This window comes from Rhizobium aouanii (assembly GCF_037002925.1).
In the GTDB taxonomy this organism is placed as follows: Bacteria; Pseudomonadota; Alphaproteobacteria; order Rhizobiales; family Rhizobiaceae; genus Rhizobium; species Rhizobium aouanii.
In genome coordinates this window covers 17,508-42,747 of sequence record NZ_JBAMYD010000009.1, presented here as the reverse complement: position 1 = coordinate 42,747, position 25,240 = coordinate 17,508, and the positions used below count along the sequence as shown (strand labels likewise).

The following is a 25,240-nucleotide window of genomic DNA, read 5'->3' as shown; positions in this document are numbered from 1 at the left end:
GCCGAACGCATGGACAGGCCCGGAAAAGAACATATCTTCGAGGGGGCCTTCCTTTCTGGAGGCCTCGAACCAAACAACACGGGCACACATCCATGACCAAAGGCTCCGATCTTCTAGTGGCAGCGCTTGAGAACGAAGGTGTCGATCGCATCTTCGGCATTCCCGGCGAAGAGAATCTCGACGTCGTCGAATCCATCCGCAAGTCGTCGATCGAGCTCGTCCTCACCCGGCACGAACAGGCGGCCGCGTTCATGGCTGCGACCTATGGCCGCCTGACTGGAAAGCCCGGCGTCTGCCTGACGACGCTCGGGCCGGGTGCTCTCAACCTCTCGACGGGTGCCGCCTATGCCTTGCTCGGCGCGATGCCGATGGTGATGATCACAGGTCAGAAGGGGATCCTCTCGTCCCGCCAGGCGCGTTTCCAGGTGGTCGATGTCGTCGCGTCGATGAAGCCGCTGACCAAGCTCGCAAGGCAGATAGTGTCGCCGCAGATGATCCCGACGACGGTCAGGGAGGCATTCCGTATCGCCCAGGAGGAAAGGCCTGGGCCGGTGCATCTGGAACTTCCGGAAGATATTGCGGCCGAGGAATTCCAGGAGGTGGCGCTGATTGCACCGCATCAGCTCGAGCTGCCGACGGCAAGCAATGCGGCCCTCGATCGCGCCGCCGCCCTCATCGCCGCAGCCAAACGTCCGCTTCTGATGTTCGGGGCAGCGGCCTCGCGCCCTCGCTCGACCTCCGACATCGCTCAATTCGTGATCCGCACGCGCATCCCGTTCTTCACGACCCAGATGGGGAAGGGAACGGTTCCAGGTGGAACCGAGCTCTACATGGGCACCGCCGCGCTGTCGGAGCGGGATTATGTCCACGAGGCCATCGAACAGGCCGACCTTATCATCACGATCGGCCATGACACGATCGAGAAGCCACCTTTCATCATGGGCAAGGGCGGTCCGAAGGTCGTTCATGTCGGATATCAGCCGGCGACCGTCGAGCAGGTCTACTTCCCGCAATCCGAAGTCATCGGCGACATCGGCCCTTCGCTGAAGGCGTTGGCCGATCGCCTCGAGGGCAAGCTACCGAACGCGCAGGCGCTTCTCCATCTCCGCGAGCGCATTCTCGATCGCATCGCCGCGCGGGCAACGGAGGATCGCTTCACCCCGCAGCGTCTGGTCAACGATATAAGAGAGGTGATGCCGCATGATGGCATCCTGGCGCTCGACAACGGCATGTACAAGATCTGGTTCGCGCGGAACTACCGGACGCGGATGGCGAACACGCTGCTGCTCGATAATGCTCTTGCAACGATGGGAGCTGGCCTGCCGTCGGCCATGGTTGCTTCGATGCTATATCCGGAGCGGCGGGTCATGGCGATCTGCGGGGATGGCGGCTTCATGATGAACTCCCAGGAACTGGAGACAGCCGTCCGGCTAAAACTCAACCTCGTCGTTCTTGTCATCGAGGACAATGCCTACGGCATGATTCGCTGGAAGCAGGCCGTGGACGAATTCCCGGATTTCGGGATGACCTTCGGCAATCCCGACTTCGTGAAATATGCCGAATCCTACGGCGCCAAGGGAACCAGGGTGGACGATATTAGTCGGTTCAAGCAGGTGCTCGAAGACGCATTCTCCGCAGGAGGTGTCCATCTGGTGAACGTCCCCGTCGACTACTCGGAAAATGAACGCGTGCTGGTGAAGGAGCTTCGCGAACGGCTCCCCGCGATATTAGAGGTCTAAGGATGCCGCCTGCCATGAAGGCGTTGGACCGCGAGCCGATGGCAGAATTGCCGGCAGACGACGCGGCACGATGGTGGTATTCAACTAGGTTACTGCGTCCTTGAACGGCGACTGGGAAATATGATGTCGAGCATCACTCAAAATTAGACAAGCATTGGATAACAGCCTGTTTGGCCAGGATAGGCTTGCCTCGCCTGTTGCCGGGAGGCATGGTCTGTCCCGGAACAGCGGAATCACGAGACTGCGGACGAGGCCTACTGCCGCGTGTCTGAATGACGCGTGGCGCTGTAGACCATGCTCGAAAGCTCGCGGCGCATCGCAAACATGGCTGGTTAATGTTTTCCTTCCTGCACAGTTCGGACCTTCATATTGGCAAGCGATTTGGCAATCTTCCCGAGGATTTGAGAGGGCGCCTGCGCGAGGCGCGGCATGGCGTGATCGGGAGACTCGCCGGTGCGGCACGAGAGCATGGGGCTGATGTCATCCTGCTCGCAGGCGACACGTTCGATACCGAGACGCCGACACCTGCCGTGCTTCGCCAAGCGCTTGGCGAGATGGCCCGGAATACGCCGCTGCGCTGGGTCCTGCTTCCTGGCAACCACGATTCGCTGCTGGCGGACCAGCTCTGGAGTGCTGCGCGCGGCGCGGTGCCCGACAATGTTATCCTGGCGACGGAAGCGGCGCCCCTTCCGCTTGGGCCTGATGTCATCCTGCTGCCGGCGCCTTGCACGACCAGGCGGCCGGGCCGCGACCTAACCGAATGGATGACAGATGCTGCCACACCGGACGGCTCTATCCGAATCGGCCTCGCCCATGGCCCGATCCAGGAATTCTCGGAGGATGCCACGGCCACCAATGTGATTGCGCCGAACCGCGCGGCGCTGGCCGGCCTCGATTACATGGCGCTCGGTGATTGGCACGGATCGGTCGCGGTCGACCCCAGAACGCACTACAGCGGCGCGCCCGAGCCGGACCGTTTCAAGCATGACCGGCCGGGGCAGGCGATGGTCGTTTCCATTGCCGGGCAGGGAGCGATGCCGACGACGACGGCTGTCGCGACCGCCAGCTTTTCCTGGCAGACATTGCAGCTTCCGCTGCTGGCGTCAGAAGACGGTGTTGAAGCGCTGAAGGCGGCACTGCCGGAACCGTTCGCGCGGCGACAAACCCTGTTGCGCGTCGCGCTGTCCGGCCGTGCCCGATTGAACGGGCGCACAGCAATGACCAGCCTGCTGCAACAGGTCGCGCCGGAATTTGCCCATCTGGAGATCGATACGGAACTGCTGGGGACCGATTGCGAGAGCGATGATCTCGAGATCATCGACCGAGCCGGTGCGCTGCGCGATACTGCGGACTTGCTGCTTGCCGAAAGCCTCGACCAATCCCGCTCGGGCGATGACAGGGGTGTGGCGCGTGAGGCGCTGATCCGTCTGTTTTCCTATTGCGAGGCGATTGATCGATGAAACTCAACGCTCTTCGCCTTCACAACGTCAAACGCTTCGCCGGCCGCGGCATATCCGTCGAAGGAATCGCCGATGGCGTCAATGTGCTGAGCGCTGCCAACGAACACGGCAAATCGACCTGTTTCGAGGCGCTGCATGCGCTGTTCTTCCAGCCGCACGGCGGCACGCCAAAGAGCGTGCAGATGCTGCGCCCCTATAGCGGCGGCAATCCGATCGTCGAGGCCGATATCACGATCGAAGCCGGCCGCTACCGCCTGACCAAGCAGTTCTATGGCGGACGGCGCGCCAGCGTCACCGATCTCGGCAGCGGCCGGCTCGTCGCCCAGGCCGACGAGGCCGAGGCTTTCATCGGCGATCTCATTTCCGGCGGAACTGCCGGCCCGGCAGGCCTGCTCTGGGTGCGCCAAGGCGTCACCGGCATCGAAAATCGCAGCAAGAGCGAGGAAGAGAACGACAAGCGGGTGCGCGAAAGCCTGCTGTCTTCGGTGCAGGGCGAGGTGGAGGCGCTGACGGGCGGACGGCGCATGTCGGCAGTGCTCGAAGCCTGCGAGGAAGAACTCAATCGCCTGGTCACCGCGACGCTCCGGCCGAAGACCGGAGGCCGCTTTGCCGCCGCGCTCGAGGAGCGTGACCGGTTGCAGGCGGAGGAGGCGCGGCTGGCCAAGGAGGTGGAGATGCTGCACGGCGCGCTCGACCGCCGCCGCTCAGTGCAGGCGAGACTCAGCGACCTGGAAAATTCGGACGAAGAGGCCGGCCGGAAGGCGGCTATTGCCAATGCCGAGTCGGTGCTCGAGGCCGCTAAACTGCATGACAGGGAACTCAAGGCACTCGATGCCGAAGCTGCCTTGGCCGCCAGTCGTCGCGATGAGGCGCAGCAGGCATTCGACCGCTTCCACACGGCATTGAACCGCAGTGACGAACTCGCGCGGCGTTTCGCCGTGACGGAAAAAGAGCTTTCAAATGCAGCCGAGCGACGCGCGGCATCGCTGGCGGAAAGCGAGGCCGCAACGGCGGAGGTTCAGGCAGCCGAAGAGGAAGAGCGGGTAAACCGCGAATTGCTGGCGCGGCTGGAGGCAGCACTCCGTTCGCGTCATGCCGCAGAGCGGCTGGCGGAGGTCCGTCTGCATCTCGAACAGGCGGAAGCGGCGCGGCGGCAGATCGAGGACGCGGAGGCTGCGCATGCATTGCTCGCCATTCCAGCCGATGCGATCGAACGGCTCGAAGCGTTGGATCTCAAGATCGTTGGCCTGCGTGCAGCAGCCGAGGTCGGCCTTCCCAGGCTCAGAATCGACTACCTGAAGGACGCCTCCGGATCGGTGAGCATGGACCGCCAACCGTTGCCGGGGGGCGAGGACAAGAGCTTTGCCGGGGTGGCGAAACTCGACATAGCAGGCGTCGGTACGCTGACCATCCATTCCAGCCGGCAGGCAGAACAGGACGGAGCGCTCGAGGCTGCGGAAGCGACGCGCCAAACATTGCTTGCCAAGCTCGGTGTCGACAGTCTGCGGGCGGCGCGACAGCGCGATATTGCCGCCCGGAACAAGCAGGAGGAACTGGGGCGGGCACGCCAGCGGTTCGCCGACGTGGCTCCGAATGGCATCGACCAGCTTCACCTCGATGCCGCACGCTTTGCGGAACTCAGCCAGGGTCCAGTCGAACTCGACGCCGACCCGGAAGAAGTGCGCACCCGTCTCGCGGATGCGGCGCAGCGTATCGACCTGGCGCGAAACCGGGCCCGGGAAGCGTCGGTGATGCGCATGGAGGTCGGCGAGGCAATATTGCGGGCGCAGACGGAGCACGCCAAACTTGGCCAGGAGCTCGACGCTATCGCGGCGATCATCGGTCCCGAAGCCGGCCGACCGGAATTGCAGCGGGACCTTGCGGCAAGGCTCTCCAGCGCCAAAGAACAATGCGACACGGTTGAGCTCCGGGCCGGGCCTTTGCGCAGGGCCGGGCGGGACCTCGCCGGCGCGGAAGCCGCCCTTGCCAGGGCACGTTCGGTCGCCGACGCCGCGGCACGCGAAATTGCCAGGTTACGCGAGGAGCTTGCCGATCTCGGCGGTCAGATCCGCACCCGCTCAGACAGTGCGGTGGAAGAAAACTGGTTGGAAACTCGCGGTTTGCTCGACGCTGCGCAGGCACAGGTGAAGCGTTTCGAGGCGGAGGTTGCCGTACTGGATCGCCTACGCAAGGCGCTGACGACGACGCGAGCAGCCGCGCGCGACCTCTATCTCAAGCCTGTCATGAACGAACTCGCCCCGCTGGTCGGCCTGCTGTTCGACGATATCTCGATTACCTTCGACGGCGACACCTTGCTGCCGCAGATCGTGCACCGCAACGGTCTGGACGAGGATGTCGACCGGCTGAGCGGCGGCATGCGGGAGCAGCTCTCGGTGCTGACCCGCCTCGCATTCGCAAGGCTGCTTGCCCGCGACGGCCGGCCGGCGCCCGTCATCCTCGACGATGCGCTTGTTTATTCCGACGACGACCGGATCGAGCGGATGTTCGATGCGCTGCACCGCCAGTCGCGCGACCAGCAGATCCTCGTCTTCTCCTGCCGCCAACGCGCCTTCGCCAAGCTGGGCGGCAACGTGCTCACCATGCAGCCATGGCAGCCGGAATAGGGCGAGCAGTCGACCTGTCGTCTGGATTAAGTCGTTTGCTAATTATCGTCGAAGCGGACGTCTTGGCCGCGATGGAAAACACGTAGGATAGCTGAGGCAGTAATCCACAATCTTACCGAAGTAGTTGCGAGCCGTCTCCGGCCCGGCCTCGTCTATCAGGTACACCAGCAGGTCTTCGAGGTCATCGCTCGCCGCGGGGGCAAAAATAACATTGTAGTCAATGCCTTGCGCTATTTCTTGGCGTGAGCGGCCAGGCGGGTGTCGAGCCGCTGACTAACCTCCTCGGCAGATAGGGCGCGCTTGGGGTGGGCTTTCATCTCGTCATAGGTAGGCACGACCTCGTCTCGCAGCCATTTCTCAACTGCCGCGTCGCGGGCGGCCAAGGTGCGCAGACCGTCGCGGATGACTTCGCTCTCGGTCGCATATTCGCCGGAGCTGACTTTGGCCTTCACCATCTGCGCCATTTCTAGCGGGAGGGTAATGGTAAGGGGTCGGGTTGTACGCATAGTATATCCTCGGTTATCTCCTTATAATACGCCGTATGATTAAATCATACGCTTTATATGTAGGCGCCCCCTGGAGCGCTGATCGCAGAGAGTAGCAGCTGGGCGCGGCTCTACACTCAGGCAAGCACTCTGCCATGCTCAAGCCACAGATAGGCTGCAGCCGTCCAGGAAAAGCCGAGGCCGCCGCAGCCTTCGCCGGTGACAGGGTCGAAATATTCGGCAAAACCCTCCGTTTCGATCGCTGCGATCGTCGATTTCCGCAGTTCCTCGGCCGCATCCGCATGGCCATTGCGCCTGAGTCCGTCGATCAGCAGCCAGTTGATGATCGCCCAGGCGGGGCCGCGCCAGTATCGCTTCGGCTCCCAGCTGGCGATGCCGGGTTTGGTTGTGGGGAAGGCGACCTTGAGATCCTTGGACCAAGCCTTCATTTCCGAAACCAGCGCTTCGGCAACTTGCTTGCCGAGGTCCAGCGAGAGGAGGGGAATGAAGCCCGCCTGCGTCGCGGCATCGATATCTTCGCCGGAGATCAGGTCGCGCGAGACGAAGCGGGCAAGCTCCGGTCGCCACTGGGCCACTATCGCCTTGCGGGTGCGGTGGTTGAAGGCAGCGACCTCGATCGCGTCCTCTGTCCGCCCGAAAAGGCGGGCGAGGTGTTCCAGATCTTCGCCCGCCTTGAGCAGGATCGCGGTCGTCTGGATTTCGGCGACCTTGAAAGGCGCCTTTTCCCATTGCCGCGCCGGTTCCCAGCCGCAAGCGGCATAGGCATCGACGAGATGGATGAAGCGGCGGTAATCCTCGTCGCGCGGGCGCATGTCGGAATCCACATGGCCAGTATCCTTGCGTATAACAGGCGTATCGGTGGTAACAGGCACGCGGGCGAGCGCGATGTCCCAGGCGGGAGAATTGTCGCTGCCGCTTTCCCATGGATGCAGGAGTGCTACGAGCCCCGTGCCTTCAGGGTCGCGGGCGGAATACCACCAGCGGTGCCATTTCAGCGCCGCCTCGTAGAGGGGCAAGGTGCGCGCTTCGCCTTCCTTGCCGGCGGCTTCATGCAGCTTGCGCAGTGCGATCGCGAAGACCGGCGGCTGGGTTATGCCGGAGGTGGGTATCGTGTGCTGCGTGCGCCAGACGTTCGGTCCGGGGAAATAGGTTTCGCTTGGCGCGTGGAAGACGATATGCGGGATCATCCCGTCCATCCATTGGCCCTCGACCAGCCGCTCCAGCTCACGATAGGCGCGGTCGATGTCGTAGAGCGCGAAGCCCATGGCGACGAACGCCGAATCCCAGTTCCATTGGAAGGGATAGAGCCGGTCGGTCGGCACCGTATAGCCGCCGCGATCGTTCTGGGCGAGGATGCGTTTCGCCTGGTCGATATGCATGTTCATGTCGGGTGCTCCGGTATTCTCAGGCCAGGACGGCCGGAAAGGACTTGCCGCTTTCGGGCGAAAGCCAGGTGATGCGCTTTTGGTCGAGCTTCAGGCCGATGGTCTCGCCGCTCTTCACGGTCTCCGAAGCCGGCAGGATGACGCGGACCGGCTGGTCATGGATCGACCCGGTCAACAGCAGATGCGAGCCCATCGGCTCGGCAACACGCACTCTCATTTCGAGACCCTGCGGCAGCGGCGCGAGCTCGACGGCCTCGCCGCGCAGGCCGAGGACGATTTGATCGCCGGATTCCTGAGGCGCCACAAGTCGTTCGGCGCCTACCGCCACCTGGCCGTTCGAAACCGGCACCTGGATGAAGTTCATCGGCGGATTGCCGATGAAGCCGCCGACGAAACGTGTCGCCGGGTGATTGTAGATCTCGACCGGATGGCCGACCTGCTCGACCACGCCGCCATGCATGACGGCGATGCGGTCGGAAAGGCCCATCGCTTCCGTCTGGTCGTGGGTGACATAGATCGTCGTTGTGCCTGCCGATTGCAGCACAGTCTTGAGTTCGGTGCGCATTTCGAGACGGAGCAGCGCGTCGAGGTTCGAAAGCGGCTCGTCCATCAACAGAACCTTCGGTTCGACGGCAAGGGCGCGAGCGACCGCCACGCGCTGGCGCTGGCCGCCGGAAAGCTTATTCGGGTAGCGGTCGAGATATTGTTCGATATGCAACAGGCCGGCGGCCTTTTCGACCTGCGCCTTCACCCGTGCGTCGTCGGCCTTCTGCATCCGCAGCCCGAAGGCGACGTTTTCGTAAACAGTCATATGCGGAAAGACCGCATAGTTCTGGAAGACCATCGCAAGGCCGCGATCCTTGGGAGGCAAGCCGATCACCGACTTGTCGCCAATACGGACATCTCCCGATGTCGCCGTCTCGAGGCCGGCGATGATGCGCAGCAGCGTGGTCTTGCCGCAGCCGGACGGACCGAGCAGCGAGACGAATTCGCCGTCGTTGATCGTCAGCGAGACCTCTTTCAGCGCCTGGAAGGCTCCGAAACTCTTGCGGATGCGGTCGATGACAATATTGGCCATGTCTCTGGTCCCGTTATTTGGAGGAAATGCCCCAGATCGCGAAGAGGTAGCGTCTGACCGCGAAGATAAAGACAACCGAGGGAAGGATGAGCATCAGGCCCCCGGCAAACCGATAGTGCATCGGGCTTTCCGAAAGCACCGTCAGCAGGTAGGCCGTCAGCGTGCGGTTGCGCACCGTCAGCACCGAGGCGGCGAAGACCTCGTTCCAGGAGATGACGAAGGCAAAGACCGCAGTCGCGACGATGCCGGGAAGCGCCAAGGGTGCCACCACCTTGAAGAAGGCCTGGATGCGAGTGCAACCGAACACCCAGGCGGCTTCCTCCAACTCCTTCGGCACGCCGAGGAAAATGCCCTGCGTAACGAGTGCGGCGAAAGGCAGGGCGAGGACCGTATGGATGAGACCGACGCCGAGGATCGTATCGTAGAGGCCGAGCCGGATGAAGGAGACCGTCAGCGGTAGGGCGAGGATTGCCAGGGGGAAAGCGCGGGTCAGTAGCACCAGAAGCCGATAGCTGTCCTTGCCACGGAAATCGTAGCGGGCGAGCGCATAACCGGCCGGCGCGCCGAGCAGGATCGAAAGCGCTACTGTGATACCTGCCGCGCCCAGCGAATTGAGAAAGGATTGGACGACGCCTTCGGTCTTCAGAAAGAGAATGAAGGGCTCGAGCGAAATGCCCGTGGGAAGGCCCGTCTTCGGCCAGATATAGACGCCCTGCCGGCCGCCAAGCGCGCCGAGCGCGACCAGATAGATCGGCACCAGCACCCAGGCGCAAAGTGCTGCGATGCCGCTCCATAGCAGCCAGCGCCGCGAGGAGACGAAGCCGGCGGCGTTGCGGGTGTCGGCGTTCGTGTTGACGGTATCCGTGGTCATGGCAGGCGCTCCGGATCGACCTTCAAGGCTTTGAGATAGATGAGCGTGGCGGCAAGCGAGATGATCATGATCAGTACCGCGTAGGCGGCGGCGACGCTGTAGTTCTGGTTCTGGTTCTGCCAGTTATAGGCCTCGCCTACGAGAACCGGGAAGTTGCGTCCACCGAGCGCATAGACTACCGCAAAGACCTCGAAGGCGAGCACGGTGCGCAGGATCAGCGCCGATTGCAGGGCCGGGCGGATCAGCGGCAGGGTGATGCGCCAGAAGCGCGTCCACGGGCCAGCCCCGAAGATTTCGGCGGCTTCGCTGAATTCCTTCGGCACCTGGTTGAGACCGGCGACGATGATGACCATGACGATTGCCGTGCCGCGCCAGATTTCGGCCACCGCAATCGCGAGGAAGAGCGCGACCGGCGTCTGGTAGGAGAGCCAGCTTGCCTGCCTACTGATGATGCCGAGGCCGAAGAGCAGCGAATTCAGGTAGCCGGTATTCTGCAGGATCGACAGCCAGACGAGACCGGCGGCGAGGTCGGAAATGCCGAGCGGGATCGTCCATATCCACAGGATCGTCTCCCGCCCGCGGCCGACCTTGGCGACCATCGTGCCCATGGCAAGCGCAATGGCGATCTGCACCGGCACGACGGCTATCGTCAGCAGGAAGGTGTTCTTCACCGAGCGGGTGAAATTGATGTCGGTGACCATGCGCTCGGCATTTGCGAGCGATGGCGCGCCATTGTCCGAAACCGCCAGCCAGATCGTCTGCACCAGCGGCACGACGAACAATAGCGCCAGGAAGGCGACGGACGGCAGGATCAGCAGATAGGGGATCCAGGGTCGGCTGTTGGTCATCGGCTCCGGCCTTGACGAGCAGAGAGGTGAAAGAGCGTCCGGGCAGTTTGTCCGGACGCTTGCTACGTGGATTTATTGAACCGGGCAGGGGCCATCGCTCTTGGCATCGGGCGCCCAGCAGGCAGCCTTCGTGTCGGCCATCAGCTTGGCCATCGTGGCGCCCTGGGCCTTCAGCACGTCTGCAACAGGCTCGTTCTGCAGCACGATGCGCTGAAAACTGTCCATGTAGACCTTGTTGAACTCGCCGCCCTTGTCGCCGAGACCGACCGGGAGCAGCGAGATGACCGCGTCTTTGGAAGCCTGGGTAGCGGTGACCGCACCGGCGAGCAGCGCGACGCCGGCATCGAGATCCGGCGGCAGTTTGATGTTCAGCGTCGGGAAGAAGCCGACCTTAGAGGCGGTCAAGAGCTGCGTCTCCGGCATCGAGAGGTGCTCGATGATTTTTTCTGCGCCGGCCTTATCAGGAGCGCCCTTCGGAATGGCGAGACCCGCGACAACAGGCATGTAGCCGCGACCCTTGGGACCGGCGGGAGCGGGGAAGACGACATAATCATCCGGTGCTGCGGAAATGGCATTCTTCAGGCGGGCGATGTGATCCCAGGCGACCATGACCTCGCCGGCAGCGAGCGGCTCCTGCATGAAGTCGTAGCTGGTCGAGTTCGGTGTCACATAGGCCCACAGCGCCTTCAGCTTCTCCCAGCCGGCCGCCGCATCGGCACTCTGGAAGGTGCGCACCACACCTCCCGTGAAGGAGGGATAGAAATAGCCTTGGAAATAACGCGCCATCAGCCCCTTCGGGCCGGCCGGGAAGCCGATCTGCGGCTGACCCGTCGCCTCCTGCATGTTCTTGCCCCACTCGATCAGCTGATCGTAGTTCAGCGCGTTCACGTCGGCGCCATCAGGCAGGTATTGCAGGGCTTCCTTCTTGGCAGCCATCACATAGGTCGCCTGCATCCACGGGATGTATTGCTGGGTCGACTTGCCGAGCTTGCCGAGGTCGAGCAGCGACTGCGGCATGCCGCTCGCTGCCAGCTTCTTGGCAAGGTCATCGAGCGGTTCCAGCGCGTCCTTGTCGGCAAGCGGCGAAAGCTCGCCATGCAGTGCACCGACGAGGCTGACGGTGTGCTTGCCGGCCTGGCGTTCGGCCTCCATGCGGACGGCAAACTGCGGCGGCTCCTCGACCACGTAATCGACCGGGCCGACGTCCTTCAGGAGTTCCTCGCGGACGACGGTCGCCTCCTCGATCGGACGAAGCTGGGTGGACACGAAAACCGTCTGGGCAAGCACCGGCGAGGCGAAGGCCAGCACGGTGGAAGCCAGAATTCCAAGTGACATGATATGTTTCATCTTCTCCTCCTTCATTGTTCTTTGTTTGAGATGCACTGCTGTCTATGCCGCTCTAAGCGGACGGCGATGGCTGTCGCGGTCGACAAATTCGATCGCATGAAGTTCCTGGAGTTCTTCGGCGGTTTCGCCGGCAATGGCACGCAGCAGCAGCGAGGCGAAGCTTGCGCCGAGGTGTTCGCCGGTCATGCGCATCGTCGAGAGCGGCGGGCTGGTGAAGGCGCCCATCGGCAGGTCGTCATGGCCGACAATGCTGATCTGGTTGCCGCCATCGACCTCGCGCAGCGCCCGAAGCGCCCCGATCGCCATTTCGTCGGTGGCGCAGACGAGTGCGGTCGGACGCGACGGATGGCGCAGAAGTTCGAGTGCTGCGAGATAACCGCCCTGTTCCAACGGCGCGCCTTCGGCGCAGAGGTCGGTGGCCAGGCCGCATTCCTCCATCGCCGCCCGCCAGCCGCGGCAGCGGTCATGAGCGAAGAAATATTCCTGCGGGCCGGCGATATGGCCGATGCGGCGGTGGCCGGCAGCATGGAAGCGCAAGGTCGCGGCCCGGAAGCCGGCAAAGCCGTCGCCATCGATATAGGGATGGGGCGTCAGGCTTTCGGTGCGGCCGTTGGTGACGAAGGGAATGCCGCGCGACTGCAGGAATTCGACGCGCTCGTCCTTCCGCTTGGTGCGAACGAGAAGCATGGCATCGACGCGGCGGCCATCGACGAAGCGGCGGCAGATGTCGAGTTCGCTCTCGCCGCGCGGCACCGGTGCAATCACCAGATTGAGGCCGGCAGCAGCAAGATGTTCGGCGCAGCCGGACAACATATCGAGGAAATGCGGAGGGCCGATATGGCCGGGATCGCTCGGCAGCGTGACGGCAACGAGCTCGGCTCGCTGCTTGCGGAGGCGGCGGGCCGAAGCATTGGGCCGGTAGCCGACCCTGTCGGCGGCCTCGCGAACCCGCTCGCGCGTGGTGGCCGACACATCGGCATAACCGTCGAGAGCACGCGACACCGTGGTGATCGACAGTCCCAGCGATTGCGCGAGCTGTTTGAGATTGGCCAAGATCTTCCTCCCGAAAGTGAGAAAAGGATTCTCCAAAACGTTTTGGGAGTCAAGCCAAAACGTTTTGGAGCGGTTATCTTTGGCCGGGAAAAAGCGCGGGAGCTGTAGGAAGACAGCTAAGAACGCTCAACGCAGATTTGGAGGAACCACTATCTTATGTATCTGGATACGCTCCGGAAGTTCGCACAGCAGTTCTGCATCTCGCGCCAGATGATGAACCTGCTCCGGATCCCCTTTCGTAAACGCCGTCATCGATTCCACGTCGGCCCAGTAGGAGATCGTCGTGAACCATGTTTCATCCTTTCGATCTTCGCGCAGCAATTGGACGCCGAGTGCCGTCTTTTGTAGCGGCGGAACTCCCTCAGCGCGATTGTAAGCTTCGTATTCATCAGCAAATTCCGGCTTCGTGCGACCGCGCCAGATACGGGCGATAGTTGGAACTTTCGTCATGTTCTGCACCCCGTGACATTTGAATGAAGCAAGCCGAGGGTCAAGGACGTCTGCCTCAAACGGCATGGCATCGTGGAACAGGGTACCAAGCCCTGCCAATCAGAGGCGATTATGCGCCGGGCATGCGCCAATTCGGGCATCACACCCGTTCACAGCCCGGAACGTCCGTTCCACGAACAAAAGGAGATGAGTCCCACGATCGATTATTCAAGGTCTGCGTGAGCCGATCGACCCGGCCTCGGGTCTGGACTTTCTAACTCCGCTTCGGGGCTCGGCCGTTGATGGCTCGCGAGTGCGTCTATTCGATCAAAATCTAATCAACGCCGTAACCTGATTTGAAAGTCGGTTTGATAGGCAGGGTCTCCTTCCGGGAAGTAACGTCATGATCCTTAAGTTGCAGAATGCCATTCTGGAAATGATTGCCAAAGGGGAACCGCTGGCAGCAACGATCGAGCGACTTTGCCTCAGGGTTGAGGCCGCCGTTCCTGGAGTCATCGCTTCGGTGCTGACGTTTGATGGGAGCCGTCTTCACACACTTGCTGGCCCCTCCCTTCCGCCTGACTATTCAGCGGCTGTCGACAATCTTGAAGCCGGTCCTCTTGCGGGCTCCTGTGGCGCTGCCGCCTATTTCGGAGAAGCGGTCGTTGTCACCGATATCGAGACCGATCCTCGTTGGCAGGACTTCAAGTCCCTGGTCCTTCCGCTGGGGTTTAAGGCTTGCTGGTCCAGCCCGATCAAGCGTGGCGAGCGGGTGATCGGCACCTTTGCCTTCTACTATCGAGAACACGGCGGTCCGAAGGCCGTCGAACGAGACCTCGTCGAAGCTTGTGTCCATCTCTGCACAATCGCCATCGATCGCGAAGAACGGGTGATGGAACGTCAGCGGCTGACATATAGCGACGCCATGACGGGACTGTCTAATCGCGCTCGTTTCAACCAGCTTCTCGCCGAAGAGCTGCCTCGATCCCGGCGCGCCTGGGGCATCCTGCTTGTTGACATCGACAACTTGAAACTCGTGAACGACACGTTCGGGCACGCAGCCGGCGACGCATTGATTCAAGTGGTTGCAGACCGGATCGCCGCAACAGCAGGCGCCAAAAACACGTTTAGGCTCGGTGGCGATGAGTTTGCTGTCATTGTGTCGGAGGACAAAGACCTTGATCTGAATGCGAGGGCAACCGACATCCTCAAAGCATTGTCTTCGCCTTCAACCTGCGACGGTCATGTCGTCTTCCCCGCCGCGACGATTGGCGGCGCGTTGGCAGAGACGGAAACAAACCCCGACCAGACCCGCCAGAACGCCGATGTGGCGCTTTATCATGCGAAAGAACACAGTCGTGGCCGGTACGTGCAACATTATCCCGGCCTGGGCACCGCCCTGACCAGACGCTTCAGGGCGGTTCGCGATGTGGGTGTCGCCCTGGAAGACGATCGGATCGACGCGCATTATCAGCCGATCTTACGCCTGGATACGCGGGAAATCGTTGGTTTCGAAGCCTTGTGTCGAATGACCACGCCTTCCGGCGAAATCATAGCAGCAGCGCATTTCCATGAGGCGACGAAAGACGCGCATATTGCTGCTGAGCTGACCCAACGGATGTTGCTGAGGGTTGCGAGAGACATCCGCAGCTGGCTCGCCCGAGGCCTTCCTCTCCAACATGTCGGCATCAACCTGTCCGCCGCAGACTTTCGTGGCGGTAATCTGCAAGACAGGCTGTGCCGAATTTTCGGGGAAGCGGAGGTTCCTCTCAAGCACATCATCCTCGAAGTGACGGAATCGGTTTATCTCGGACGGGATTATGTCGTAGCGGACGAGATAAAGGCTCTTCGGTCCAAGGGCTTGCGGGTTGCCCTCGACGACTTTGGCACGGGCTACGCGTCTTTGACCCATCTGCTGACGGTGCCGGTCGACATTATCAAGATCGACAAATCCTTCATCGACCGCATGGTGCCGGGCGACGCTGGGACCTTCATCGTCGAGGGCCTGATCGGAATAGCTGACAATCTGGGAATCCGGGTCGTCGCAGAAGGGATTGAAACAGAACCCCAAGCTGTTCAATTGAGCCAGCTCGGCTGCAAGCTCGGACAGGGCTATCTGTTTTCGAAAGCAGTCGATCGAACGGTCGCCGCGGCCATTTTAGAGCAGCATGGACAACGGCTCAACCAAGACAGGACCCGTGCGGCCGGAGCCCTATAGCCTGAGCAAGGTTTTCGCGCTCGGGCCAGCCCCGGATATCTGAGACAACGCTTGAGTACCAAGATTATTTTGAACGGATCAGAGATGCGAAAACGGATACATGTCAGCCAATTGCGGGTAGGAATGTATGTCGAGGACGTCGAAATCGAGGGAGAAGACAGGACACGCCGGTTCAAGCCTTTCCTGATCTCTGCCGCCGGTCAGGTCGAGAGTTTGATGGCAAACCGCCTGATGACTGTCGTTATCGACGTCGGAAAAGGCGCCGACGTGGACCCGGGCGGGGCACAGGACATCGACCGGACAGCGTTTGACGCCCAGCTTCGTGCCGTGTTTTCGGCAAAGGATATCAAGCAGGCGAGGGAATGCGTCGAGGATACAAGACCGCAGATCCGCCAAATGCTTGCCCACGCCAGGATCAAAGCCTCTTTCGCCAGTGATGCGGCAAGCGCAGCTGTGGAGCGGATCATGTCGGCAGCCTTCGACAACGCCGGCGCGCTGATCGCAGTCGCAAAGCTGAAGGAAAAGGATGAGCTGACGTTCCTCCACTCGCTGGCGGTAAGCGCGTTGATGATCACCCTAGGGCGCAGCCTCGGTCATGGAGAAGAGGATGTACGGGTATTGGGACTGGGTGGACTGGTTCACGATCTTGGAAAAATGGCGCTCCCGGACGAAATTTTGACGAAACCCGGTAAGCTGACGGCCGAGGAAATGGATCTTGTCCGCGGGCATCCTCAGCGGGGATATGAGCTGGTTTCCGGTGTCGCGCATATCCCGATGCCGGTGCTCGACATTTGTCGCTACCACCACGAAAAGTTCGATGGCTCGGGCTATCCTGGGCGGCTCGCCGGAAAAAAGATCCCTTACGTCGCCCGGCTTGCGGCGATTTGTGACGTTTACGAAGCGCTGACCACGATCAGGCCGTATAAGCGCGCCTTCTCGCAAGCAGAGGCGATCAACATGATGATGAATTCACCGGGCCATTTCGATAGCCAGCTTCTGTCCGCATTCGTGTCAAAAATGGTGATCAGCGGCACGCTCCACTAGAGCCCTCATTTGCCGGACGGCGCGTCGCACCGGCCAACGTAAACTGCAACTCCGCGCCGGATCGGCGATCATTTCGGCAGCAAGCGGTTGAAGTCCGTCTGAACTGCTGATTTTTCCGGACTGGCGGAACGTGACATGGAGTTCAAGCTGATGACAGGTCGGAGACGAGTCCGCAACGCTGGCGAATGGTTCGCTGCAGGTCAGCGTTCAAGGCTGCCGGCGGCGGCGATTATCTCCGCCGCACTCGGGAAGATGCAAAGGCTGTTCGGTCCGTCCAGCGCCTCAATTTGCGACCAGACGATGGTGCCGTTCGCATTGACCAGGAAGTGCCCGACGAGCTGGGTGGGGTGGTTCGAGAAGATCGCCATATCTGCTTCATCAAGCTCGAAGCGGTCCTTGGCGTTGAGTATCGTATTGGCTTCCATCGGCTGTAGCAATTCCGGCAACTCGCCCGTGGGATTGATGCGCGCCGCCTGGAACTGCGCCATCGTCGCGCTATAAGGCCATTCGGGCTGCTTGCTGCTCCCATCGGGCAGGAACTCAGCATGGGGCACACCATAGGCCCGATGTGTGTGGCAGTCGGGATCGCATAGCAGCGTTACTGGCGTCGGACGGTGGCGGAAATACAGGCGAGCGCGTTCCACCGGTGTGTTGATAACGGCCACGGTCTCCACTCCGGAGGCGCGCAGGGTGGGCTGTATGCCAGCAAGCTGTTCGACCTGACGCCGGCAGAACGGGCAGTGCAGCCCGCGAAAGAACCCGATCACGAACGGGCGACCGCTCAAGTCGGCAAACGAGACCGTTCCGTCGAAGTTGGCCGTGGCGAGTGCGAAGGCGGGGGCGGTTTCTCCTGGTTGCAGCGGGCGTTTCTGGTCTCCCATGGAATAATTCCTTTGTCGTATCGTCCAGGTGACGACCGAGATTTGATTATATCACTTGCCGCAAGAAGGCCCAGCGTTCGATGCTGAGAGCGCTGAATGTGGTTCGGCAAGCCATTTGCCGCTCCGACCGGCGTCGAGAGCTTGCCGGTATCGATCGCCGCTCCTATCTTATTTAGAACAGACTGATGGAGCAACGAGATGGCGGAACTTGTGGCCGACACTCTAATCGACAAGACAATCGAGATCATTCCACCGGAAGACACAAAGGAACAACCCGATAGTCGTGCTTGCCTTTGCTGCAATCGCCGACGTCGGTGGATGGACGATGACGGCTGCGGCATCTGTGAGGAATGCCTGGCCTCGTGATCGACACAAGAAGGGCACAAGGCGATGGCAATCCGCAGCGCCGGACTTCTGCTATACCGGCGCGTTTCCAGCAACATCGAAGTGCTTCTCGTCCATCCGGGCGGTCCTTTCTGGGCTAGGAAAGACGAGGCTGCATGGTCGATCCCGAAGGGGTTGATCGAACCTGGAGAAGATGAGCTCGCGGCGGCCATTAGAGAGACTACCGAGGAGCTAGGTTTCGCAGTCGATGGCAGGTTCACACCGTTGGGCGAATACCGACAACCTGGCGGTAAGATAGTCGTCGCGTGGTCGATCGAAGCCGATCCGGTACTGGACGTGAACGCGATACGGAGTTGCGAATTTGAAATGGAATGGCCACCACGGTCAGGCCGGCTAAAGAGCTTTCCGGAGGTCGATCGCGCGGCGTGGTTTTCCCCGCCCGACGCAGCCATAAAGCTGTTGAGAGGGCAGCGAACGATGCTTGCCGACCTCCTGACGCATCTGGAATGATCGGCCCGAAATTATTGATTGAGCCGTCCGATCTCGCTTCACTCATGCGTGAGGTGCGCGGCAGCCATGAGTTGCTTCTGAAGACAGCCATCCTATCTGACAGTCACCGCCATATGACTGAAATCGAGAAATCGAGCTGCGATCCGACTTGAGCACGCGCGAGGAGACAATCATGAACGGCATTTCCAAAACCCTGAACGACATGACGCTTGTCGAACGCTCGAGTCTGCTCGACACCGTCGCCGATGCCTTGGAAGCAACGGCCGAGGAGGCGGAAGGTGAGGGCGACACCCGCTTCGTTGCCAACTCCATCTGCGTCGCCAATACGATTCGCGGACTATCCGGGGACATGACGCCCCGCGATCTGCAGGCGGCCGAGTTGCTCCTTGAGCAGGGCATCATGCTCGTCCACCAGTTCTCGAACCGGGCAAAGACGAACGGAGTGGTCCACTAGAGCCTTTCCGGGTCAGCTTGAAGCATTCTGTTGGCTCAAACGGAGTGTCGGATGGTCGACCGGCCGGCGCGCGTCGTAGCCAAGCTCTACGGCCAAGCCGGCCGGTCGATCAGCCGGCCCGTTTCAGCCAACCTTCCCGCAGATTTGCCTGGCAAATCTGCAAGACTTAGAATCGCCGGACGCACCTATTGCTTCGCATGGCGAAGCAGTGCGGCCGGTGGGCCGGGCATCTTTCCGCCAGGGCAAAGGCGATCGGCTCGGACGTACCAAGAGGTGTGCCCTTCGCCTTTGCCCTGACGAAAACCTGCTCCGGCAGAATGCTTCAATCTAACCCGGAAAGGCTCTAGCCGTAGGCGAGGGCAGCTCGTACACCATGCGGCAGATCAGACGAAATAATCCGGGAACGCCTTCCGCAGGTCTTCTACCTTTGCAACGGTGTGGCTGAGATGCTCGCGGATCGCATCGACGGCGCCCTGTTCGTCGCGAGCGGCAATCGCGTCGAGGATGGCGTGGTGGCCATCGAGAATGCTCATGATCTTGCCCTTTTCGGGCAGATGCAGACGGCGAATGCGCTCGAGATGGCCGGACCGCTCGCGTATCAGCTGGTGGAGGCTGCTGCGCTTGGCGCCTGCGAACAATGTCTGGTGAAAGACCTCGTCGAGCTCCTGGAAGACCGCAATCTGATCGGCATCGTCAGCGACTGCCGATTGCATCTTGATGATCGACCGCGCGCGGGTAATGACGCTCGGGTCCGGGTCCGGATCGGTTGCGAGGCGGCGGCAAACCTCCGTTTCCAGCGCAACACGAAGGAAATGCGCCTCGTAAATTTGCAGGACGTCGATCCTTGTCACCACAGTGCGGGACTGAGGGTAAATGCGAACCAGACCCTCCTGTTTGAGAAGCTGCAATGCGTCTCGGATGGGCGTCTGGCTGACTTCATAGATCTCGGTAAGCTCGGTGCGCGACAAGGTGGTGTCCGGCGGCAGTTGAATGGTGACGATGCGCTTTCGCAGATCATCATAGATCCGCTGGACCGTACTGCCGGAAACAACTGGAAAACCAGGTCCAGTCAGGCCGAATGTGGAGGCGAACCGGGAATTCATCGGGCGTCCTTTTTAAGCCATTCATAGCTTTGCGCGACCGCATGTACAAGAACGCAAATCTGAATTGATATATATGCGAAACTAAAATATCAGTTGTGCAAACGCCTAGATGAGCAGGCGAAAAAGGTGGGAGAAAGCCGTGACCGTAAGGAAAACCTACGAGCAATTGCGGTCCGCCCGATGGATGCTGCCGGATGATCAGCGCTCGTTCGGCCACCGGTCGCGGACCATGCAGATGGGATACGCACCGGAGGACTGGCAGGGGAAGCCGATCATTGCCGTGATCAACACCTGGTCCGACGCCCAGCCGTGCCACATGCATTTCCGTGAACGCGCCGAATGGGTGAAGCGCGGAATTCTTCAGTCGGGTGGCTTTCCCATGGAACTGCCTGCTCTTTCCCTTTCCGAAAACTTCGTCAAGCCGACCACGATGCTCTATCGCAATATGCTGGCGATGGAGACTGAGGAACTGCTGCGGAGCCATCCTGTCGATGGCGCCGTTTTGATGGGTGGCTGCGACAAGACCACACCGGGTCTTGTCATGGGCGCGGTCAGCATGGGCCTTCCCTTCATTTTTCTCCCCGCTGGCCCGATGCTTCGCGGCAACTATGCCGGCAAGACGCTCGGCTCCGGTACCGACGGCTTCAAATACTGGGACGAGCGTCGCGCCGGTACGATCACCAAGGAGGAGTGGCAGGGCATCGAAGGCGGAATCGCCCGCAGCTACGGCCATTGCATGACCATGGGCACGGCGTCGACGATGACGGCGATCGCAGAGGCTATGGGACTGACACTGCCAGGCGCTTCCTCGATCCCGGCAGCCGACGCCAACCACCAGCGCATGTCCGCGGCCTGTGGCCGCCGCATTGTCGATATGGTGTGGGAGGATCTGACGCCGGATCAGATCATCACTCCCGCAGCCATCGCCAATGCAGTCACGGTTGCGATGGCGACCGGCTGTTCCACCAATGCGATCATTCACCTGATCGCCATGGCCCGCCGCGCCGGCGTCCCGCTGGAACTGGATGATCTCGATCGCATCGGTCGCACGACACCGGTGATCGCCAACATCCGGCCTTCCGGTTCGACCTACCTGATGGAGGATTTCTTTTATGCGGGTGGCCTGCGCGCCCTGATGAAGCAGCTCGGGAACAAGCTGGATCCGTCTGCGATCACCGTCACTGGCAGATCCTTGGCGGACGGCCTCGACCAGGTGAAGATCTACAATGACGACGTTATCCGGCCATTGTCGAACCCGGTCTATCACGAAGGTTCGCTGGCTGTGCTCAAGGGGAACCTGTGTCCCGACGGCGCGGTCATCAAACCGGCGGCCTGCGACCTCAAATTCCATCGCCATCGCGGTCGGGCGCTGGTTGCCGACAGCTATGCGGAGATGAAGAAGATCATTGACGATTCCGATTATCCGCTGACGCCGGACACCGTGCTGGTGCTCCGCAACGCCGGCCCCCAGGGTGGACCGGGAATGCCGGAATGGGGCATGATCCCGATGCCGAAGGCGCTGTTGAAGCTCGGCCTGCGCGACATGGTGCGCATCTCGGACGCTCGCATGTCCGGTACCAGTTTTGGCGCCTGCGTCCTGCATGTCGCACCGGAATCTTATGTCGGCGGGCCTCTGGCGCTCCTGAGAACGGGTGACATGGTCGAGCTCGATATCCCCGCACGCAGCCTCAATATGCTGGTTTCCGAAGAAGAATTGACGGCGCGCCGCGCCGCCTGGGTGGCACCTGCGCGGCACTACGAGCGCGGTTATGGCTTTATGTTCTCCAGCCATATCGAGCAAGCTGACAAAGGCTGCGACTTTGATTTCCTGAAGACGGAATTCGGTGGCAAGACGTCGGAACCGGCCATCAACTGAGGCACCACGATGTTTGACCCCGGTCGACGAACAATCCCCGCACGGCCTCCCAAGGCTGGCTTTGTTGCCGGTCCCTCCAAGCTGGACTCGCAGCTTCTGCGTCTGAATTAGAACGAGGAGAAGGAAATATGAACCCCGCAACCCGTGAAAAGCTGATGGGTGTCTCGGTCGCGACGCTCTGCTCGGCACTTTATAAACGCGGCCTGAGAAACCAGACGGTCCAGGATGTTCGTCCCGTGCAGCCGAAGGGCCGCAATATGGTGGGGCCGGCCTTCACGCTGCGCTACATGCCGGCGCGCGAGGACCGCAACGCGATGAACGTCTTCCGCAACCCGAAACATCCGCAGCGGCTTGCCATCGAGACTTGTCCGGAAGGCCATGTTCTGGTGATGGACAGCCGCAAGGATCCGCGCGCAGCCTCTGCCGGTGACATCCTGATTACCCGTCTGATGATGCGCGGCGGCGCCGGCGTCGTCACGGACGGCGGCTTCCGGGATGCCATGACAATCGGCGGCCTTGACATTCCCGCCTATCACAATCGTCCCTCCAGCCCAACGAACCTCACGCACCACGAGGCAATCGACATCAATGTGCCGATCGGCTGTGGCGATGTGCCGGTCTTTCCGGGCGACATCGTTGTCGGCGACGACGATAGCGTGATCGTCATCCCGGCCGAGATCGCCGGCGAGATCGCCGACGAAGCGGTGGAGATGACCGCTTACGAGGATTTCGTCACCGAACGCGTCAAGCAAGGCCACACGATCATCGGCCTCTACCCGGCCACCGACGAAAGCAATCTGACGCTCTTTGCCGAATGGCGGAAAGTAAATGGCCGCTAGCGCATCGGCCCGAAATTGGAATCGATTTTCGGAAAGCACGATGCGAGGATTGAAAGTGTTTGAACGTCCTTTGTGCATCCAAAAGGACCACGGCGCTCTGAGGCGGCGCTCACCTGAGAGCCTTTTCTCGTCAAAGCCTCGTGTCAGGTGCCATTCAGAGCGGCCAAACCGCCAGCAGGATCGGCACACTGACAACCACCACAATGAGCGAGAGCGGCAGTCCCAACCGGGCGTAGTCACCAAATCGATATCCGCCCGGTCCCATCACGAGCGTGTTGCACTGGTGTCCGATGGGCGTGAGAAAGTCACAGCCGGCTCCGATTGCCACCGCCATCAGAAAAGCATCGGGCCGGAAGCCCAGCTTCGCGGCAAAGGTCGCGGCGATCGGCGCCATGACCAGAACCGTTGCTGCATTGTTCAAGAACGGGGTTACGGCCATGGCCGCGACCAGGATGAGAGCCAGAGCACCGAAGGGCGGCAGCATTTCGGCGGTTCGCGAGAGCAGATCGGCGATGATGTCGGTGGTTCCGGTGGTCCTCAGCGAGTCGCTGATTGGAATGAGAGCGGCCAGCATGATCAGTATGGGCGCATCGAGATGCTGATAAACCTCACGCAAAGGAACGGATCCGGTGACCACCATCAGAAAAGCGGCGGCGAAAAACGCCGTCGCAACGGGGATCCCGCCAAAGGCCGTGGCCGCCATCGTTGCCACGAGGATGATGACGGGGACCAGGCCATTGCGGGCGCTGCCGAGCTTCAGATTTCGCTCGACGAGCGGCAGGCATCCCCATTCACGCAAAAGATCCGGCAATTTCTGCAGGTTGCCCTGCAAGACCAAGACGTCGCCATTGCGGATCTTGATCTCCCCCAGGCGCTCGGTGAAGCGTTTGTCGCGGCGACTGACGGCAAGAAGGTTGAGGCCGGTATTGTCAAAAAGCGAGACGTCTTTTGCGCTGACGCCGATCAATCGGGAATGTTCGCCGACAATGGCTTCGACAGAACCTATGTCGCGGCGCGCCTCCGGCTCGTGCTTGCGATCGGACAGTTGAAGCTTGGCTTCACTGACGATCTTATCGAGGGCGCTCTGCTCCCCCTCGATAATAAGGAGGTCGCCATCCTTAAGAACAGTGTCGGGTAGGGGCGTGCGCTTTTGGCCGCCGCCGCCGATAATGGCGGTGACCATCGCATCGCCGCCGGCGGGCTTCTGCAGCCAGCTGACCGACTGCCCGATCGCCCCTGACGGCGCAGCGACCTTGGCTTCGGTGGTATAGTTTTTGATCGCTACCGCCTCGTCCATCGACGTCTCTACACGCGATCTTTCAGGCAGCAGCCTGTAGAAGAGTGCCAGAAAAATAACGCCCGCGACTGCGAGCGCGAGACCCACGGGTGTATAATCGAACATCGTGAATGGCTGGCCGGTGATCTCTTCTCGCACCCTGGACACGATGATGTTCGGTGACGTGCCGATCTGCGTCATCAGCCCTCCAAGCAGGGATGCGAAGGACATCGGCATCAAGAACATGGACGGTGATACGCTTGACTTTCGGGCCATTTGCACAGCCACCGGGATCATGATCGCCAGCGCACCGATGTTTTTGATAAAGGCCGACAGCGCTGCGACAATGGCAACCAAAATGATCAGCTGCATGCGTGGCCCGCGTCGTTCGGGCGAAAATCTGCGCAACGCGACGTCCATGATCCCCGATCTGGATATTGCCGCACTGACGATGAGTGCACTGCCGACGATGATGACGATGTCGTCGGCAAAGCCGGAAAAGGCATTTTTGGTCGGGACGATCCCCGCGACGATGGCGGCGAGAAGTGCGGTAACGGCGACGATATCGTATCGATAACGACCCCATAGAAACGCACCCATCATCAGCGTGATGACGAGAATGGACAGCCATTGATCCCAGCGCATCTTTGCATCCCCGTGGTGGCAAATAACGCTTGAAGCAAGATAACGATGCGGCGAGACGTTCATTTTTTTCTCGCCGGTGTCCGTCCGCCTCTATCTGACAGTTCCTCGGGGAGACAATGGAAGCGAATGATGACTGTGCCGCGGAATCAGTCAGGCGCGAAAGAGCGCAGCGGCACGATGATCTTTAACGGAGTGATCGGCTGCTCTTGAACGGTCCGCCATCACCCACAATATCATTTTCATCAGGACCATTGGTGGCATGAAAGGAGGAAAAGATGCCGCTGAACGATGTTCCATGGACCCGGCCGGTGAGAATCCGGCTGCAGTGCGGTTTGGAGCGCACCTTCACCAGCGTCTACGAAGCCTTGGATTTTCTCGAGAACGAGTGGCCGTTGCGTCATGGAGAGCGCCATGATCGAGCGGTGAAGACGTGCCGTGGTGCCCTCAATGCGGCCATTCCCGGCATCATCGCCCGCGAGGCTTTCGTGGCGGCCTGTTTAGAAGCCGGCATGCCGGCCGTCCTGGCCCCCTGGAAGAGGAAGCCCGCTCCGCATCCGCCCCGGCCAGCGCGTCACGCGGCCATCTAGGGTATCAATGATGACCTCGCCTCCGATGAGGCGAGGTCTTGCCGAAGCGCGCGTTTTCCCGATGAGCGCCGGGATAAAGGCCGTGATGGAACTTCCAGCCGCCGGCCGGCATTTCGCTGTCG

21 protein-coding genes and 1 pseudogene are annotated in these 25,240 nt (G+C 61.1%); 11 read left to right on the top strand and 11 right to left on the bottom strand.

Features of this window, described 5'->3' with window-relative positions; all coding sequences use genetic code 11:
• The first annotated feature begins 92 nt into the window (after window positions 1-92).
• The 3 genes from V8P77_RS16930 (at window position 93) to V8P77_RS16920 (ending at window position 5,823) form a co-directional block, all read left to right on the top strand.
• The gene (locus tag V8P77_RS16930; RefSeq protein WP_335913476.1) at window positions 93-1,739 is read left to right on the top strand and encodes an acetolactate synthase large subunit; all 1,647 of its coding nucleotides are present in this window, start codon (window positions 93-95) and stop codon (window positions 1,737-1,739) included.
• A gap of 335 nt (window positions 1,740-2,074) precedes the next feature.
• Window positions 2,075-3,199: a metallophosphoesterase family protein gene (locus V8P77_RS16925; protein WP_335913475.1), complete on the top strand. Its 1,125-nt coding sequence runs from the start codon at window positions 2,075-2,077 to the stop codon at window positions 3,197-3,199.
• A complete protein-coding gene (locus tag V8P77_RS16920) occupies window positions 3,196-5,823 on the top strand; it encodes an AAA family ATPase (RefSeq protein ID WP_335913474.1) in 2,628 nt (875 codons plus the stop codon). The genes V8P77_RS16925 and V8P77_RS16920 overlap by 4 nt, the downstream gene beginning before the upstream one ends.
• Before the next feature lie 230 nt (window positions 5,824-6,053).
• On the opposite strand, the gene V8P77_RS16915 is transcribed toward V8P77_RS16920, so the two are convergent.
• The 8 genes from V8P77_RS16915 to V8P77_RS16880 form a co-directional block, all read right to left on the bottom strand.
• Window positions 6,054-6,329, bottom strand: coding sequence for a ribbon-helix-helix domain-containing protein (locus V8P77_RS16915; protein ID WP_335913473.1), 276 nt, complete (start codon window positions 6,327-6,329; stop codon window positions 6,054-6,056).
• A gap of 116 nt (window positions 6,330-6,445) precedes the next feature.
• Entirely contained in the window at window positions 6,446-7,714 is a 1,269-nt protein-coding gene (locus V8P77_RS16910) for an MGH1-like glycoside hydrolase domain-containing protein (RefSeq protein WP_335913472.1), read from the bottom strand.
• Window positions 7,715-7,733: 19 nt separating this feature from the next.
• Window positions 7,734-8,792 (bottom strand): ABC transporter ATP-binding protein, encoded by a 1,059-nt coding sequence (locus V8P77_RS16905; RefSeq protein ID WP_335913471.1) that lies wholly within the window; start codon window positions 8,790-8,792, stop codon window positions 7,734-7,736.
• A 13-nt stretch (window positions 8,793-8,805) separates the two neighbouring features.
• On the bottom strand, window positions 8,806-9,663 hold the full coding sequence (locus V8P77_RS16900; protein WP_335913470.1) for a carbohydrate ABC transporter permease: 858 nt from the start codon (window positions 9,661-9,663) through the stop codon (window positions 8,806-8,808).
• Window positions 9,660-10,511, bottom strand: a complete 852-nt coding sequence (locus V8P77_RS16895; RefSeq protein ID WP_335913469.1) for a carbohydrate ABC transporter permease — start codon at window positions 10,509-10,511, stop codon at window positions 9,660-9,662. The genes V8P77_RS16900 and V8P77_RS16895 overlap by 4 nt, the downstream gene beginning before the upstream one ends.
• A gap of 72 nt (window positions 10,512-10,583) precedes the next feature.
• Window positions 10,584-11,858, bottom strand: a complete 1,275-nt coding sequence (locus tag V8P77_RS16890) for an ABC transporter substrate-binding protein (protein WP_335913468.1) — start codon at window positions 11,856-11,858, stop codon at window positions 10,584-10,586.
• 42 nt (window positions 11,859-11,900) lie between these two features.
• Window positions 11,901-12,911: a LacI family DNA-binding transcriptional regulator gene (locus tag V8P77_RS16885; protein WP_335913467.1), complete on the bottom strand. Its 1,011-nt coding sequence runs from the start codon at window positions 12,909-12,911 to the stop codon at window positions 11,901-11,903.
• Between the two features lie 126 nt (window positions 12,912-13,037).
• A complete protein-coding gene (locus V8P77_RS16880; RefSeq protein ID WP_335913466.1) occupies window positions 13,038-13,361 on the bottom strand; it encodes an antibiotic biosynthesis monooxygenase family protein in 324 nt (107 codons plus the stop codon).
• A gap of 382 nt (window positions 13,362-13,743) precedes the next feature.
• Between V8P77_RS16880 and V8P77_RS16875 the strand changes: the two genes are divergently transcribed.
• Together V8P77_RS16875 and V8P77_RS16870 are read left to right on the top strand one after the other, a co-directional pair.
• A complete protein-coding gene (locus V8P77_RS16875) occupies window positions 13,744-15,558 on the top strand; it encodes a putative bifunctional diguanylate cyclase/phosphodiesterase (RefSeq protein ID WP_335913465.1) in 1,815 nt (604 codons plus the stop codon).
• An 84-nt stretch (window positions 15,559-15,642) separates the two neighbouring features.
• Window positions 15,643-16,602, top strand: coding sequence for an HD-GYP domain-containing protein (locus tag V8P77_RS16870; protein ID WP_335913656.1), 960 nt, complete (start codon window positions 15,643-15,645; stop codon window positions 16,600-16,602).
• 200 nt (window positions 16,603-16,802) lie between these two features.
• Here the strand turns inward: V8P77_RS16870 and V8P77_RS16865 are convergent, their stop codons facing one another.
• Window positions 16,803-17,483 (bottom strand): peroxiredoxin-like family protein, encoded by a 681-nt coding sequence (locus V8P77_RS16865; protein WP_335913464.1) that lies wholly within the window; start codon window positions 17,481-17,483, stop codon window positions 16,803-16,805.
• Window positions 17,484-17,873: 390 nt separating this feature from the next.
• On the opposite strand from V8P77_RS16865, the gene V8P77_RS16860 reads away from it, so the two are divergent.
• The 3 genes and pseudogenes from V8P77_RS16860 to V8P77_RS16850 all read left to right on the top strand — a co-directional run bounded on the left by V8P77_RS16860 (window position 17,874) and on the right by V8P77_RS16850 (window position 19,123).
• Window positions 17,874-18,338 (top strand): NUDIX hydrolase, encoded by a 465-nt coding sequence (locus V8P77_RS16860; RefSeq protein ID WP_335913463.1) that lies wholly within the window; start codon window positions 17,874-17,876, stop codon window positions 18,336-18,338.
• 172 nt (window positions 18,339-18,510) lie between these two features.
• Window positions 18,511-18,792 carry a hypothetical protein gene (locus V8P77_RS16855; RefSeq protein WP_335913462.1) on the top strand — a complete coding sequence of 94 codons (282 nt, stop codon included), beginning with the start codon at window positions 18,511-18,513 and terminating at the stop codon, window positions 18,790-18,792.
• A gap of 51 nt (window positions 18,793-18,843) precedes the next feature.
• A pseudogene (locus V8P77_RS16850) lies at window positions 18,844-19,123 on the top strand (hypothetical protein).
• A gap of 52 nt (window positions 19,124-19,175) precedes the next feature.
• Here the strand turns inward: V8P77_RS16850 and V8P77_RS16845 are convergent.
• The gene (locus tag V8P77_RS16845; protein WP_335913461.1) at window positions 19,176-19,895 is read right to left on the bottom strand and encodes a GntR family transcriptional regulator; all 720 of its coding nucleotides are present in this window, start codon (window positions 19,893-19,895) and stop codon (window positions 19,176-19,178) included.
• Window positions 19,896-20,034: 139 nt separating this feature from the next.
• Between V8P77_RS16845 and araD the strand changes: the two genes are divergently transcribed.
• Window positions 20,035-21,771, top strand: coding sequence for an L-arabinonate dehydratase (gene araD, locus V8P77_RS16840; protein ID WP_335913460.1), 1,737 nt, complete (start codon window positions 20,035-20,037; stop codon window positions 21,769-21,771).
• 128 nt (window positions 21,772-21,899) lie between these two features.
• Window positions 21,900-22,610, top strand: a complete 711-nt coding sequence (locus V8P77_RS16835) for a ribonuclease activity regulator RraA (RefSeq protein ID WP_335913459.1) — start codon at window positions 21,900-21,902, stop codon at window positions 22,608-22,610.
• Between the two features lie 154 nt (window positions 22,611-22,764).
• On the opposite strand, the gene V8P77_RS16830 is transcribed toward V8P77_RS16835, so the two are convergent.
• Window positions 22,765-24,531 (bottom strand): SLC13 family permease, encoded by a 1,767-nt coding sequence (locus V8P77_RS16830; RefSeq protein WP_335913655.1) that lies wholly within the window; start codon window positions 24,529-24,531, stop codon window positions 22,765-22,767.
• A gap of 275 nt (window positions 24,532-24,806) precedes the next feature.
• Between V8P77_RS16830 and V8P77_RS16825 the strand changes: the two genes are divergently transcribed.
• A complete protein-coding gene (locus V8P77_RS16825; protein WP_335913458.1) occupies window positions 24,807-25,118 on the top strand; it encodes a DUF982 domain-containing protein in 312 nt (103 codons plus the stop codon).
• The last annotated feature ends 122 nt before the right edge of the window (window positions 25,119-25,240 follow it).